General features: G+C 39.1%; 15 protein-coding genes. 13 read left to right on the top strand and 2 right to left on the bottom strand.

The window, feature by feature from the left end; genetic code table 11:
- Positions 1 to 24 precede the first annotated feature (24 nt).
- A complete protein-coding gene (locus L1S31_RS01700; RefSeq protein WP_236461251.1) occupies positions 25 to 612 on the top strand; it encodes a hypothetical protein in 588 nt (195 codons plus the stop codon).
- A 28-nt stretch (positions 613 to 640) separates the two neighbouring features.
- Here L1S31_RS01700 and yihA read toward each other — a convergent pair whose 3' ends face one another.
- Positions 641 to 1,258 carry a ribosome biogenesis GTP-binding protein YihA/YsxC gene (yihA, locus tag L1S31_RS01695; RefSeq protein ID WP_236461249.1) on the bottom strand — a complete coding sequence of 206 codons (618 nt, stop codon included), beginning with the start codon at positions 1,256 to 1,258 and terminating at the stop codon, positions 641 to 643.
- 44 nt (positions 1,259 to 1,302) lie between these two features.
- The gene (locus L1S31_RS01690) at positions 1,303 to 2,067 is read right to left on the bottom strand and encodes an alpha/beta fold hydrolase (RefSeq protein WP_236461246.1); all 765 of its coding nucleotides are present in this window, start codon (positions 2,065 to 2,067) and stop codon (positions 1,303 to 1,305) included.
- Positions 2,068 to 2,441: 374 nt separating this feature from the next.
- Here L1S31_RS01690 and mraZ point away from each other — a divergent pair, with 374 nt between their 5' ends.
- From mraZ to L1S31_RS01630, 12 genes are read left to right on the top strand one after another with little or no spacing between them, the layout of a single operon-like run.
- On the top strand, positions 2,442 to 2,915 hold the full coding sequence (gene mraZ / locus L1S31_RS01685; RefSeq protein WP_236461244.1) for a division/cell wall cluster transcriptional repressor MraZ: 474 nt from the start codon (positions 2,442 to 2,444) through the stop codon (positions 2,913 to 2,915).
- On the top strand, positions 2,890 to 3,798 hold the full coding sequence (gene rsmH / locus L1S31_RS01680) for a 16S rRNA (cytosine(1402)-N(4))-methyltransferase RsmH (RefSeq protein WP_236461241.1): 909 nt from the start codon (positions 2,890 to 2,892) through the stop codon (positions 3,796 to 3,798). The genes mraZ and rsmH overlap by 26 nt, the downstream gene beginning before the upstream one ends.
- A gap of 3 nt (positions 3,799 to 3,801) precedes the next feature.
- The gene (locus tag L1S31_RS01675; RefSeq protein ID WP_236461239.1) at positions 3,802 to 4,149 is read left to right on the top strand and encodes an FtsL-like putative cell division protein; all 348 of its coding nucleotides are present in this window, start codon (positions 3,802 to 3,804) and stop codon (positions 4,147 to 4,149) included.
- Positions 4,140 to 6,158, top strand: a complete 2,019-nt coding sequence (locus L1S31_RS01670; protein ID WP_236461237.1) for a PASTA domain-containing penicillin-binding protein — start codon at positions 4,140 to 4,142, stop codon at positions 6,156 to 6,158. Before L1S31_RS01675 ends, L1S31_RS01670 begins: the two co-directional genes overlap by 10 nt.
- Positions 6,155 to 7,618 carry a UDP-N-acetylmuramoyl-L-alanyl-D-glutamate--2,6-diaminopimelate ligase gene (locus L1S31_RS01665; protein ID WP_236461235.1) on the top strand — a complete coding sequence of 488 codons (1,464 nt, stop codon included), beginning with the start codon at positions 6,155 to 6,157 and terminating at the stop codon, positions 7,616 to 7,618. The genes L1S31_RS01670 and L1S31_RS01665 overlap by 4 nt, the downstream gene beginning before the upstream one ends.
- Positions 7,619 to 7,621: 3 nt before the next feature.
- Complete coding sequence (gene mraY / locus L1S31_RS01660; RefSeq protein WP_236461232.1) at positions 7,622 to 8,848, top strand: phospho-N-acetylmuramoyl-pentapeptide-transferase; 1,227 nt, start codon at positions 7,622 to 7,624, stop codon at positions 8,846 to 8,848.
- The gene (gene murD / locus L1S31_RS01655) at positions 8,848 to 10,182 is read left to right on the top strand and encodes a UDP-N-acetylmuramoyl-L-alanine--D-glutamate ligase (RefSeq protein ID WP_236461229.1); all 1,335 of its coding nucleotides are present in this window, start codon (positions 8,848 to 8,850) and stop codon (positions 10,180 to 10,182) included. Before mraY ends, murD begins: the two co-directional genes overlap by 1 nt.
- 3 nt (positions 10,183 to 10,185) lie before the next feature.
- Complete coding sequence (locus tag L1S31_RS01650; protein ID WP_236461226.1) at positions 10,186 to 11,484, top strand: FtsW/RodA/SpoVE family cell cycle protein; 1,299 nt, start codon at positions 10,186 to 10,188, stop codon at positions 11,482 to 11,484.
- A gap of 1 nt (position 11,485) precedes the next feature.
- Complete coding sequence (gene murG, locus L1S31_RS01645) at positions 11,486 to 12,577, top strand: undecaprenyldiphospho-muramoylpentapeptide beta-N-acetylglucosaminyltransferase (RefSeq protein WP_236461224.1); 1,092 nt, start codon at positions 11,486 to 11,488, stop codon at positions 12,575 to 12,577.
- Positions 12,577 to 12,780, top strand: coding sequence for a hypothetical protein (locus tag L1S31_RS01640; RefSeq protein ID WP_236461221.1), 204 nt, complete (start codon positions 12,577 to 12,579; stop codon positions 12,778 to 12,780). Before murG ends, L1S31_RS01640 begins: the two co-directional genes overlap by 1 nt.
- Positions 12,758 to 14,098 (top strand): UDP-N-acetylmuramate--L-alanine ligase, encoded by a 1,341-nt coding sequence (gene murC / locus L1S31_RS01635; protein ID WP_236461219.1) that lies wholly within the window; start codon positions 12,758 to 12,760, stop codon positions 14,096 to 14,098. The genes L1S31_RS01640 and murC overlap by 23 nt, the downstream gene beginning before the upstream one ends.
- Positions 14,095 to 14,817: a cell division protein FtsQ/DivIB gene (locus L1S31_RS01630; protein ID WP_236461217.1), complete on the top strand. Its 723-nt coding sequence runs from the start codon at positions 14,095 to 14,097 to the stop codon at positions 14,815 to 14,817. Before murC ends, L1S31_RS01630 begins: the two co-directional genes overlap by 4 nt.
- The last annotated feature ends 2 nt before the right edge of the window (positions 14,818 to 14,819 follow it).

Below are 14,819 nucleotides of genomic sequence, written 5' to 3'. Positions count from 1 at the left end.
TATTAACCTTTAACAATTCTAAAAATGAAATTATTATTAAAAGGAACGCTTATTGCGTCCGCTTTCCTTCTTTTCTCATGTAGTAGCAGTGATGATAGTGGGGCTACAGGTGAGTGTGAATCTGACATCGCTTTTTTGCAAACGGGTAAATACCTAAAATATTCGATGGATCAATTCGGGACTCCTATTGGAGGTATGAAATTGGAATTCGGTGGTTGTGATGGGAATGGAGTTTTTTCATTAACCAGAAGATATTATAACACCAGCAATGCAGAAACAGGTTCTCAGATTGATAAGCTTAAAAATGAAGCAGGATATATGGCAATCGATGTGGCAAATACTACTGAGGTGTTTTGGGAAAGATTGTTCAAGAAAAATGCCCAGTTGAATGATACCTGGAACGATACGAAAGCTGACGGAACTGTTTATACCCGTGAAGTGATAGACGTTGATTCATTGATTACAGTCCCTGCAGGAACTTTTCATTGTAAAGTGTACAAACAGTACTCTTCAAATTCAATTGGAGACAACTACATTTTCTGGAATGATGAAGTGGGTGAAGTTATGGAAGAATCCATATTTCTAACGATGAAGCTAACAGAACACAATTAAAAAAAGGCGGTCAATTTGACCGCCTTTTTTATAAATTCCCACTTCTAAATATTTCCTCATTTACTCCGTCAATAAACTCCAGGAGCTTTTCCCTTCCTGTGGCTTCAAGCGATGAGGTTACAAAATATTGAGGCATTTCTTCCCAGTTATTTGCCAATAACGCTTTTCTGTAAGCGGCAACATGCGAGTCGATTTTTGTTTTGCTGATTTTGTCGGCTTTCGTAAAAATAATGCAGAAGGGTACTTCAATTTCGCCAAGGTAATTGATGAATTCCAAATCGATTTTCTGCGCTTCAAGGCGAATGTCAATCAGTACAAAAGCACAAACAAGCTGTTCTCTTTTCTCAAAATAATCAGTAATGAATTTCTGGAAAACCTCTTTTGTTTTTTTGGAAACGCGTGCATATCCATAACCAGGCAAATCGACCAAAAACCAATTCAGGTTGATTTTGAAATGATTTATCAGCTGTGTCTTTCCAGGCTTTCCGGATGTTTTTGCCAAATTTTTATTATTGGTCAGCATGTTGATCAGTGAAGATTTACCAACGTTTGAACGACCAATAAAAGCATATTCCGGCAAACGTTCCAACGGACATTTGCTTACATCAGAATTACTGATTATAAATTCGGCAGAATTGATTTTCATGATATTTATTTAAAATAAAAAAGCCCTAAAACAGGACTTTCAGTCTATAGATGTGCTTTTTTAAGCCATTTATGCAACAAGCGGTTAAACTCTTCAGGATGTTCCATCATGGCTGCGTGGCCACATTTGTCAATCCAGTATAATTTTGAGTTAGGCATCAGTTTATTAAATTCTTCGGCAACATCAGGCGGTGTAACCTGGTCATTTTTGCCCCAGATCAAACAGGTTTTTATATGCATTTTTGGCAAATCCTTAGCCATATTATGGCGAATGGCACTTTTGGCAATCGTAAGGGTCTTGATGACCTTGATTCGGTCGTTAACCACCGAAAAAACTTCATCTACAATTTCCTTTGACGCTATCGCAGGATCATAAAATACGGCTTCCGCTTTTTTCTTGATATACTCATAATCACCACGCTTCGGATAACTATCACCCATGGCACTCTCGTAAAGCCCGGAACTTCCCGTAAGGACAAGTCCGGCAACTTTTTCAGGATACACTTTTGCATGGTACAACGCGATGTGTCCACCCAATGAATTCCCTAAAAGAATGACGCGGTCAAAACCTTTAAAAGTGATGAAATCTTTCACATATTTTGCAAAAGCCTTGACATTGGTTTTCAAAATGTTTTGGGTGTACAAAGGCAGCTCAGGAATGACAACTTTATATCCATTGGAAGAGAAATAATCAGCAACTTCCGTAAAGTTGCTCAATCCGCCCATCAATCCGTGAAGAATCACAATTGGCGTGCCTTCACCTGCTTCGTAATAGGAATATCTGCCTTCTTTTTTATGTTTTCCGTCCATGTTAATGCTTGAGTTTTGCCTCGAAAGCAAATATATGATTTTAAAGATAAAAACCCATTTATCTCATCTTTTTTTACCCACTAAAAACGCGATTTTCATTAACATTCCCAAAATACAGATAAAGTATTAATTATCAACAATTCCCCAAATTGTTTTAGCTGAGGGCTTTACTTGGAAAAGACTGCCGGAATGTTCTCATTTCCCTGTTTTTCAATATTTCTTAATGAATCGTTAAAAATTAACTCTAAGCCATTTTCCTAACTTTTTAATCAAAAAGGGTTTAAAGTGGTAAAACTTATTAACAAAGTGGTATTTTGTGGTAAATTGTGGTAATTTATTTTATATTTTTGCTCATATCGAAAACGAAACCAACTTTGAATACCATTATCGGAACATACGAATGCAAGGTCGATGCCAAAGGAAGATTGATGATTCCTTCGGCGTTGAAGAAGCAGCTTGCTAATTCTCTTCAAGATGGCTTTGTCTTGAAGCGTTCCGTTTTTCAACCTTGCCTCGAGTTGTATCCAATGGCAGAGTGGAATTTGATGATGCAGAAAATCAACAAACTCAACCGCTTTGTAAAGAAAAATAACGACTTCATCCGCCGATTTACTGCCGGTGTAAAAGTGGTAGAAGTGGATGACTTAGGAAGGTTATTGATTCCAAAAGATTTAGTGGCGTTTAGTAAAATTTCAAAAGATATCGTCTTGTCTTCTGCTGTGAACATAGTAGAGATTTGGGACAAGGATTTATATGAAAAATCAATTGCAGGCGATGATGTTGATTTTGCAGATTTGGCTGAAGATGTAATGGGAAATGTAAATGATGATGACAATGGAATATCATAACCCGGTTTTACTAAAGGAAACTGTTGACGGATTAAATATCAAACCTGACGGAATTTATGTGGATGTAACCTTTGGCGGTGGCGGACACTCCAAAGAGATTTTGAGAAGATTGGGTCCAAATGGAAAACTCTTCGGATTTGACCAGGATGAAGATGCTCAGGCAAATGCATTGCAGGACGAAAGATTTGTATTGATCCCTGAAAATTTTAGATACATCAAACGTTTTTTGAGATTTCATGGAGTGAAAAGCGTTGACGGAATCCTTGCGGATTTGGGCGTTTCCTCACATCAGTTTGATGTTCCGGAAAGAGGTTTTTCTACACGATTCGATGCCGAACTGGATATGAGAATGAGTAAGAAAAACGAATTGGATGCTTTCAAAGTGGTGAATGAATATGATGAAGCAAATCTAAAAAGGGTGTTTCTGGATTACGGAGAATTGAAAATCGCTCCGGCCTTAGCGAGAACAATCGTAGAAGCACGGGAAAAAAGAGATATAAAAACTACGGATGAGTTAAAAATCGTTTTGTCAAAATACCTGCCGGAACAATTTAAAAATAAAATCCTGGCTCAGATTTACCAGGCAATTCGAATAGAAGTAAACCAGGAAATGGACGTTTTAAAAGAGTTTTTGGAACAGTCACTTGAAATATTGAAACCCGAAGGACGTTTAAGTGTAATCTCTTACCATTCACTCGAAGACCGATTGGTAAAACGTTTCATCAAAAACGGAATGTTCGAAGGAGAACCTGAGCGCGACTTTTTTGGGAATTTTTCGGTTCCGTTCAAAAGCATCGAAAAACTAATCGTTCCAACCGACGAAGAAATAAAAGAGAATAACAGGGCAAGAAGCGCAAAACTAAGAGTAGCTGAAAAGAAATAAGAAATGAAAAAAGGAGTTTACAGCATATTAAAAGCTCGGTTTCTGGTCAATGAAGATGCCACAAGGAATTGGCGTTTTATAGTGTTCCTGTTCATGTTGGCACTTTTGATGATTGCCAACACGCACCGATTCGAACAAAAGGTTTTCCGTATTACCGAATTGACTAATGAAGTAAAGGAATTACGCTCTGAGTTTGTAGACAAACGTTCCGAATTAATGAAATTAAAAATGGAATCGACGGTTTCCGAAAAAATGGAAGAAAGGCAAATTTTCCCATCGTCAGTTCCGCCACAAAAGATAAAAGTTAAAAAACCAGCAGAAAAAAATTTCTTTCAAAAACTATGGCAGTAGAGGATAAACATATCTCTTACCGAATTTATTTAGTTGCGTTCAGCATCTTCTTAATGACCGTAGCAATTACTTTCAAATTGACCAAAATCCAATGGTCTGAAGGTGATTACTACCGAAAGTTGGCGAAGGAAAGAACTGTAAGAAACTTTGTGATTCCCGCCAATAAAGGAAATGTTTATTCGGCTGACGGTAGCTTGCTCGCAACATCCATCCCAAATTACAACATCCGTTTCGACGCAGTTGCTCCAAAAAGCGAAGCGTTTGAGAAAAATGTAAAATTATTATCGGATTCTTTGGGGATAATGTTTGGCAAACCAAGCTCTTTTTATCATACCCAACTGCGAATGGCACGTGCCAACAAGAACAGGTATTTATTGGTTGCACGCGATTTGAGTTATACCGAATACATGAAAATCAAAGGTTTTCCACTATTCAATCTGGGTGCCAATAAAGGCGGAATGATTACCGAACAGGAAACGGTTCGGGAACATCCTATTGGAAAAATCGCTGAAAGAACCATTGGTTACGACCGAATTGATGAAAACGGAATCCGCGTAGGAAAAGGGATTGAATGGTCGTTCCGGAAATACCTTAACGGAAAAGACGGCAAAGTCATGAAGCAAAAAATTGCCAAAGGACAATGGAAACCAATCCGTGATGTGAATGAAGTTGATCCACAGGACGGCTACGATGTAATTTCTACGATTGATGTTTACATTCAGGATATCGCACACCATGCTTTATTAAAACAATTAAAGGAATACAAAGCCGAGCACGGCTGCGTTGTTGTAATGGAAACGAAGACGGGCAAAGTCAAGGCCATTTCGAATCTTGGAAAACTAAACCCAACCGACTCTACCTATTTCGAAACTACCAATTACGCTGTGGCAGAATCCCACGAACCAGGCTCTACTTTCAAACTGGTTGACATGATTGCCCTGCTTGATGATCACAAAATTGACACAAGCGCTGTTTACGACAGTAAAGGCGGTATCATCACTTACCCATCTTTTAAAGGAAAAAAAGTACGTGATTCACACGAAGGTGGTTACGGAAGGATTTCTTTGGCAAGAGGTTTTGAAGTTTCCTCAAATACGATTATGGTTCAGGCTGTTTATGAAAATTACAAAAACAATCCGCAGGAATTCGTGGACCGAATTGACAAAATGGGTTTGAATAAACCATTGGGACTTCCATTCCAGGGTGAAGGCATACCTTATATTCCGCAGCCCGACGACAAACACTGGAGTGCTTTATCATTGCCATGGATGGCTTATGGTTACGGAGTTTCGGTAACGCCTTTGCAAACATTGACTTTATACAATGCCATTGCCAATAATGGTGAAATGGTAAAACCTCAATTTGTTTCTGAAATCAAGGAATGGAATAAAATCATCAAAAAATACGACAAGCAGGTAATCAATCCGAAAATCTGCTCTGATGAAACCATTAAAAAATTGAAAGCGGTAATGCAGAATGTGGTGAAAAAAGGGACAGGCTCTAAGTTGTATTCCAAAGATTTTTCAATGGCGGGTAAAACAGGAACAGCCCAGGCAAATTATGCTAAAAATGGCGGACAGGACAAACATTACATTTCGTCTTTCGTTGGATTCTTTCCGGCAGAAAACCCTAAATATTCCTGCATAGTTGTAGTTCACAAACCGAATACTTCAGGCAATAATTATTATGGTGCCGATGTTGCCGGGCCAGTTTTCAAACGTATTGCGCAAAAGATTTTCACCGATTCGCCATCAACCAACGAAATCAAAAACCTAAACCGAAAAATCAGAAAACAGGAATTGGCTTATGATGATTATAAAATCAAGTTGAATTCGGAAATGAAGGTTATCCCCAATTTAAAAGGGATGAGCGGAATGGATGCCGTGGCGCTTTTGGAAAACCTAAAACTAAAGGTAAAAGTCATTGGAATCGGAAAAGTAAAAAAACAATCGGTTCCGGCCGGACAATCATTGGACAAAAACAAAACAATCATACTCGAATTATCGTGATTATTTTAAAAGACATATTATACAAAGTTGCCATCGAAGCGGTTAAAGGTTCGACTGAGATAACGATCAATAAAATTGAATTTGACTCGCGCAAGGTTCAGGAGAATGATGTTTTTGTAGCCATTCGCGGAACGGTTTCCAACGGCCATGATTTTATTGAAAAGGCAATCAATCTTGGAGCAACGTCTATCGTTTGTGATACTTTGCCGGATGTCATTGTAACCGGAGTTACCTACATCCAGGTGAAAGACACCAATTCAGCTTTGGCATTTTTGGCTGCGAATTACTACGGAAATCCATCACAGAATTTAAGATTGGTAGGCATTACCGGAACTAATGGCAAAACCACAATCGCCTCTTTATTATACCAATTATTCCAAAAAGCAGGTTACAAAGTGGGCTTGCTGTCAACCGTAAAAATCATGGTTGATGATAAGGAATACAAAGCAACTCACACCACACCAGATTCATTGACCATCAATTATTACCTGGCTGAAATGAGCGAAATGGGCGTGGAATATTGCTTTATGGAAGTGAGTTCGCATGGTGTTCATCAAAAACGTACTGAAGCACTACATTTCGAAGGTGGCGTTTTCACAAACCTTTCACACGATCATTTGGATTATCACGAAAGTTTTGCCGAATACCGTGATGTGAAAAAATCATTCTTCGACAATCTGCCAAAATCAGCTTTTGCACTGACCAACATCGATGACAAGAATGGTTTGGTGATGATTCAGAATACGGTTGCCCGAAAACTGACATATGCCTTAAAATCTTATGCTGATTATAAAGCACAGATTTTGGAAAATCAATTATCAGGTTTGTTGTTGAAGATTAACGAAAATGAAGTTTGGGTTCGGTTAATCGGAACTTTCAATGCCTATAATTTATTGGCAATCTACGGAACTGCAGTTGAATTAGGTTTGGATAAATTGGAAGCACTTCGATTATTGTCTGAACTGGAAAGCGTTTCAGGTCGTTTCCAATTTATCGTTTCCGATTCCAAAATCACAGCTATTGTAGATTATGCACATACTCCTGACGCTCTGGATAATGTTTTAAAAACCATCAACGACATCCGTACCAATAACGAAAAATTAATCACCGTTGTAGGTTGTGGTGGCGACAGGGATAAAACCAAAAGGCCAATCATGGCCAACATTGCTACAACATTGAGCAATCAGGTAATTATTACTTCAGACAATCCAAGGACTGAAGACCCAATTGACATCATCGCCGATATGGAAGCTGGAGTTGAGGCTCAAAATCAAAGAAAAACCTTGTCGATTGTCGACAGGAAACAGGCAATCAAAACCGCTTGTCAGCTGGCTGGACCAAATGACATCATCCTGATTGCCGGAAAAGGCCACGAAACGTATCAGGAAATCAATGGCGTACGCCACGATTTTGACGATATGCAGATTGTAAAGGAAATTTTAGAACAGCTAAACAAGTAAACTATGTTATATTATTTATTTGAATACCTCGACAAAACAATGGACATTCCCGGAGCCGGAGTGTTTCAGTACATTACTTTTCGTTCGGCTTTGGCGTTAATCCTTTCGCTGATGATTTCTACAATTTATGGAAAAAAAATCATCCTGTTCCTAAGAAACCAACAGGTTGGTGAAACAGTTCGTGAATTAGGTTTACAAGGACAAAACGAAAAAGCAGGAACGCCAACAATGGGAGGATTGATCATCATCATTGCGACCTTGATTCCGGTTTTGTTGTTGACCAAACTAAATAATATCTACATCATCCTTTTGGTAGTGACTACGCTTTGGATGGGAACCATTGGTTTTATCGACGATTATATCAAGATTTTCAAAAAAGACAAACAAGGTTTAAAAGGAATTTTTAAGGTAATAGGACAGGTCGGCTTAGGTTTAATTGTAGGTTCGGTATTGTATTTCAACCCAACGGTTACGGTTCGTGAAAGGTCTACTACACCTATATCGTTCAATCAGACCGAGAATGTAATTACTGAAACTCCGGCCGAAATTAAATCTACCGTAACCACAATTCCGTTTACCAAAAACAACGAATTGGATTATGCCAAAATCATCGAATGGACTGGCGAAGGTTACGAAAACTGGGCATGGCTAGTATTCATTCCAATTGTGATTTTCATTATTACTGCGGTTTCCAACGGCGCAAACCTAACCGATGGAATCGACGGTCTTGCCGCGGGAACTTCAGCTATTTCAGTACTCGCACTCGGGATTTTCGCCTTCGTTTCGGGTAACCTTATTTTATCAAGCTATTTGAATATCATGTACATCCCAAATTCGGGAGAAATGACGGTTTTCATAGCCGCTTTTGTTGGTTCCTTAATCGGATTCCTTTGGTACAACTCTTTCCCGGCAACAGTATTTATGGGAGATACAGGAAGTTTAACCATTGGTGGAATCATTGCGGTTTTAGCCATTTCGGTTAGGAAGGAAATGCTGCTTCCGGTTTTGTGCGCGATTTTCTTTGCCGAAAATTTATCGGTAATCCTTCAGGTTTCTTATTTCAAATACACCAAAAGAAGATTTGGTGAAGGAAAACGGATTTTCCTGATGTCACCATTACATCATCATTACCAAAAGAAAGGATATCACGAAAGTAAAATCGTAACCCGTTTTTGGATTGTTGCCATACTGTTAGCCATCGTTTCCATTGTGACCTTAAAATTGAGATAATGCAAAGATTGGTAGTACTTGGCGGTGGAGAAAGTGGCGTTGGAACGGCCATTTTGGGAAAGAAACAGGGATACGATGTTTTTGTTTCTGACTTTGGAAGGATAAAAGACAATTACAGGGAAGTTCTTAAGCTTTATGAGATTAAATGGGAAGACGAAACCCATACCGAAGAGCTGATACTGAATGCTGATGTGGTGATGAAAAGCCCGGGAATTCCGGAAAAGGCGCCGATCGTAAAAAAGTTGGTTGCAAAAGGGATTCCGGTGATTTCGGAGATTGAGTTTACAGTGCAGTTTACCAATGCCAAAACCATCGGAATTACAGGAAGCAACGGTAAAACGACAACGACAATGCTGACCTATCATTTGCTAAAGGAAGGCGGGCTGAACGTAGGATTGGGAGGCAACATAGGAAAGAGTTTCGCCTGGCAGGTTGCCGAAGAAAATTATGATTGCTATGTGTTGGAATTGAGCAGTTTTCAGTTGGACGGAAACATACATTACAGGCCCGACATCGCAATAATTACAAATATAAGTCCGGATCATTTGGACCGATACGAATACAATTATGACAATTATATCGCATCAAAATTTAGAATAACAATGAATCAAACCGAGAACGATTATCTCATCTTCGACGCAGATGATGAAGCAATCGAAGGATGGTTCAAAAAAAACAAAACAAAAGCCCAATTAATTCCTTTTTCATTGAACAAAACATTTGAAAACGGAGCATTTATAAAAAACGACATTATGGATATTATCATCAACAACGAAGAATTTGAAATGAAAACCGGAGATATTTCTCTGGAAGGAAAGCACAACATGAAAAACGCTATGGCGGCAACTTCTGTGGCGCAGCTGATGAAAATCAGAAAGGAAACAATTCGTCAGAGTTTATCCAATTTCCAAGGTGTGGAGCATCGTTTGGAAAAAGTGCTCAAGATCCAAAATGTACAATACATTAATGACAGCAAGGCTACCAATGTGAACGCTACGTTTTTTGCATTGGACAGCATGACGGTTCCAACCGTTTGGATTGTTGGTGGTGTTGACAAAGGAAATGATTACAGCGAAATCATGTCGTTGGTTCGCGAAAAAGTAAAAGCAATCATCTGCCTTGGCGTCGACAACAAAAAAATCATCGATGCCTTTGGAAATGTTGTTGATATGATGGTGGAAGTAGACAATATGCGTGATGCTGTGGTTACGGCAAAACACCTTGCGGAAAAAGGCGATGCTGTTTTATTGTCTCCGGCCTGCGCAAGTTTCGACTTGTTCCAAAACTACGAAGACAGAGGGAATCAATTTAAGGCAGCGGTTAAAAATCTATAGAAAATGAAGGAATTAGTAAACAGCTTACACGGAGATAAAGTCATCTGGGCATTCGTTGCCTTGTTGGCGCTTTTCTCGTTTATGCCTGTTTTCAGCGCGAGCAGCAACTTGGCTTACATGCGCCACGGTTCCGGAAATGCCTTTACCTATTTGCTGAAACACGCAGCGCAGGTTTTGGTCGGATTCTTTATTTTATACAAAGTCCACAAAGTTCCTTATCACTATTTCAAGGCAATATCCAAAATCCTGTTGCCTGTCGTTTGGGGATTATTGATTTACACTTTGCTTAAAGGAACCATCATCGACGGAGCCAATGCCAGCCGTTGGATTCAGATTCCATTTATCGGAATTACGTTCCAGACATCAACTTTGGCTTCGATAGTCTTATATGTTTTTGTTGCCCGGTATTTATCCAAAAAGCGCGAAACGCCAATCACGTTCCAGAACTCACTTTGGGAATTGTGGACTCCGGTTTTTGTGACGCTGATTTTTATCCTTCCGGCGAATTTATCCACAGCAGCCTTGATTTTCTCAATGGTAATCATGCTGGTTTTTATTGGAAAATACCCGCTGAAATATATCGGAATCATATTAGGTGCCGGAATCATCGGGCTGACCTTTTTCATTTTGGTTGCCAAAGCGTTTCCGGATGCTTTCCCAAACCGTGTCGATACCTGGATCAGCCGTATTGACAATTTCACCAGCGATAAACCCGACGAGGATGATTACCAAATTGAAAAGGCAAAAATTGCCATTGCCACTGGTGGTGTATACGGACTTGGCCCTGGAAAAAGTGTACAAAAAAACTTCCTGCCACAATCTTCTTCCGATTTTATCTATGCCATTATTGTCGAAGAATACGGAATGTTCGGAGGATTATGTGTTCTCGGATTGTACCTTTTATTGCTGTTCCGATTTGTAGTGGCGGCGCATAAAGCCAATTCACTTTTTGGAAAACTTGTCGTCGTTGGATTAGGTTTTCCCATAATATTCCAGGCAATGACCAATATGGCTGTTGCTGTCGAGCTGCTTCCGGTGACGGGACAGACGTTGCCATTGATTAGTTCCGGAGGAAGTTCCATCTGGATGACCTGCATTGCACTGGGAATCATTTTGAGCGTGACCAAAAAAGAGGAGGAAATCGCCAAAGAAATGGACGAAAAACAAAAACGCGAAGATGCTTTGCAAAAACTTATCGATAAACAACTACAGGAAGATGAAGAAGCCGAGAAAGTAGAACTCGAAGGTTTCTCAATTGTAGATACTGCAAATCCAATGAGTGCTGTTTTAAATAAAAAATAAAATGGGAAAACTAAAATTCATATTAAGCGGAGGCGGAACGGGTGGACATATCTACCCGGCGATTGCCATTGCCAATGAATTGAAGTTGCGCTTTCCGGACGCTGAATTTCTTTTCGTTGGTGCCAAAGACAAAATGGAGATGCAGAAAGTGCCCCACGCAGGATACAAAATCGAAGGGCTTTGGATTGCCGGTTTGCAACGAAAACTGACGTTGCAAAACCTGATGTTTCCAATAAAGGTGGCAAGCAGCTTGTGGAAATCCAGAAAAATAATCAGGGAGTTCAAACCGAATGTAGTAATAGGAACCGGAGGTTTCGCCAGCGGGCCATTATTACAGGCTGCCAATAGTTTAAATATTCCAACAGTAATCCAGGAGCAAAATTCCTATCCCGGAATTACAAACAAACTCTTGAGCAAAAAAGCGGATGCGATTTGTGTGGCTTATGAAAACCTGGAACGCTTTTTTCCAAAAGATAAAATTGTCTTCACCGGAAATCCGGTGCGCCAGGATTTGTTGGAAATTGATTCCAAACGCAGGGAAGCGATTAGACATTTCAATTTAGACCCTAATAAGAAAACACTTTTGGTGCTTGGCGGAAGCCTTGGTGCCCGAAGATTGAATCAATTGATTGAGAAAGAAATTTACAATATAGTTTCCAAAGACATCCAGATTATCTGGCAGTGTGGCAAATTGTATTACCACGATTACAACCATTTCACTGATGGTAAGGTTGTGCAGGTTGTTTCGTTTATTGATAAAATGGATTTGGTTTATGCTGCAGCCGATTTTGTGATTTCAAGAGCAGGAGCATCCTCGGTTTCCGAATTATGTTTGGTAGGCAAACCAGTGATTTTCATTCCGTCACCCAATGTTTCGGAAGACCATCAAACCAAAAATGCCAAAGCAATTGTGGATAAAAAAGGCGCCATACTGATAAAGGAAAATGAATTGGAAACAACCTTCGAACCGATATTTTCGAATTTGGTTTTCAATGAAAATTTGCAAGCAGAGTTAGGTCAAAATATTAAAAAACTGGCGAAGCCAAATGCTACAAAAGATATAGTGGAACAAATAGTCAAGCTGATAAAATAATGAATGATGCTTTAACAGGAGTGATTTTTCTTGTCATTGGATTAGCCTTGGTTTCCTATGTTTTTGATAAAAGAAAGAAAGAGAAAAGTATAAATGATATGAAGGGATATATAGCAGGATTTGGATCTATAATTTTTGGAATATATCTAATTATTCAAGCTATAATAATTAAAAATAAAAGTGAATTTAAGTCAGATAAATAACGTCTATTTCATCGGGATTGGTGGTATCGGAATGAGTGCCTTGGCACGCTATTTCCAATACATCGGTAAGAATGTTTCGGGTTATGACAAGACTCCGACGATGCTTACGGATGAACTGATTGCAGCTGGAATGGACATTCACTTTGAAGACAATATCAACCTGATTCCAAAGGATTATTACATCGAAAATACTTTGGTGATTATTACGCCAGCGGTCCCGATTTCGCACTCGGAATGGAACTATTTTATCGAAAGGCAGTACCAGGTAAAAAAACGGGCCGAAGTTTTAGGCATTATTACCAAAGATACCTTTTGTTTTGCCGTTGCCGGAACGCATGGGAAGACAACAACTTCAAGCATCCTTGGCCATATTTTGTATGAAAGCGGTGCCGATGTTACGGCGTTTATTGGTGGTATTGTAGAAAATTATAATTCCAATTTGATTGGAAACGGAAAAACAGTTACAGTTGTTGAAGCAGACGAATTTGACCGTTCGTTTTTGCATCTGCATCCCAACATAGCCTGCGTAACCTCTATGGACGCTGATCATTTGGATATTTATGGCGATAAGAATGCCATCGAAGATTCGTTCAGGGAATTTGCCGATAAGGTGGAAGACAAAAAGAATCTGTTTGTTCCGAAAGGACTGCCATTGGAAGGCCTGACTGTGGGAATTGATGAAGCGTCAACTTTCAAGGCGTTCAACATCAGGATAGAAAATGGCTATTATGTTTTTGATGTGCAGACGCCATCAGAAACCATAGAAAATATACAATTCGGTTTGCCGGGAAGGCACAATTTAATGAATGCGCTAATGGCCTTAGCAATGGCAAAAACGTATGGCACCCCGACCAGTGCCATTGCTAAAGCATTAGCAACTTTCAAAGGAATACAAAGAAGGTTTTCTTATCAAATCAAAAATGAAAATCGGATTTATATTGATGATTATGCGCATCATCCAACCGAAATCAATGCTGTGCATCAGGCAGTCCGCGAGTTGTATCCGCGCGAAAAAGTTTTGGCAGTTTTCCAGCCACATTTGTTCAGCAGGACCAAAGATTTTGCAGATGATTTTGCCAAAAGCCTGTCTCAATTTGACGAAATTATCTTGATGGATATTTATCCGGCACGCGAATTACCGATGGAGGGAATTACGTCAGAATGGCTGCTTTCAAAAATTGAAAACAGGCATAAAAAATTGGTTTCAAAAACCGATTTAATTCCGTCAATTTTAGAAAGTAAAGCCAAAATTATTGTGACCATCGGAGCAGGAGATATTGGTGAATTAGTTCCAAAAATTAAAAAGGCATTATCATGAAAATATTTAACTGGACAAATATCAGGTTGGTGTTGATGGTTATCGCTGTAATAGCCCTGTTTTCGTTCACTTCGTACAGAAATGAGCACCGGAAAATCAAAAAAACAGAGGTTGTTTTTGTCGGAGAAAACGCCTTATTTCTGAAGCCTGAAATGGTTAATAAATTGTTAATAGAAAAAAATCAAGACCTAAAAACATTCGATAAAGTTGATTTAGATTTGAAGAAATTGGAGACGTCCATCAATAAACAGCAAATGGTCCAAAAAGCGGATGTTTTTGTGAGTGTTGATGGTGTCCTAAAAGCGGTGGTGAAACAAAAAACACCAGTGGGAAGAGTGTTTGATGAGACGGGTTCTTTTTATATTGATTATGAGGGAAATAAAATGCCGCTGTCAGATAATTACACAGCCAGAGTGCCGCTACTATCGGGGGAAATTACAGTAGTAAAAAAAGAAAAATTATCTGAAGTTTTAAGGATGATTAATGAAGATGAGTTTTTGAAAAAAAATATCATCGGTGTGCAGGTTTTGCCTAACGGCAGCTTAATCATGGCAAACAGGAATTATGATTTTCAGATTGATTTCGGACGAACGATCAACATTGAAAAGAAATTTAAAAATTATAAGGCATTTTTTCAAAAAGCGGTTTCAGACAGCACTTTGACAAAATACAAAAAGATTAACCTGAAGTTTACTAAGCAAGTGGTTTGCATTAAATAGAA

The sequence above is a fragment of the Flavobacterium wongokense genome (assembly GCF_021608265.1).
GTDB classification, from domain to species: domain Bacteria; phylum Bacteroidota; class Bacteroidia; order Flavobacteriales; family Flavobacteriaceae; genus Flavobacterium; species Flavobacterium wongokense.
The sequence above is the reverse complement of the archived record's forward strand: the minus strand, read 5'-3'. Positions and strand labels throughout refer to the sequence as shown.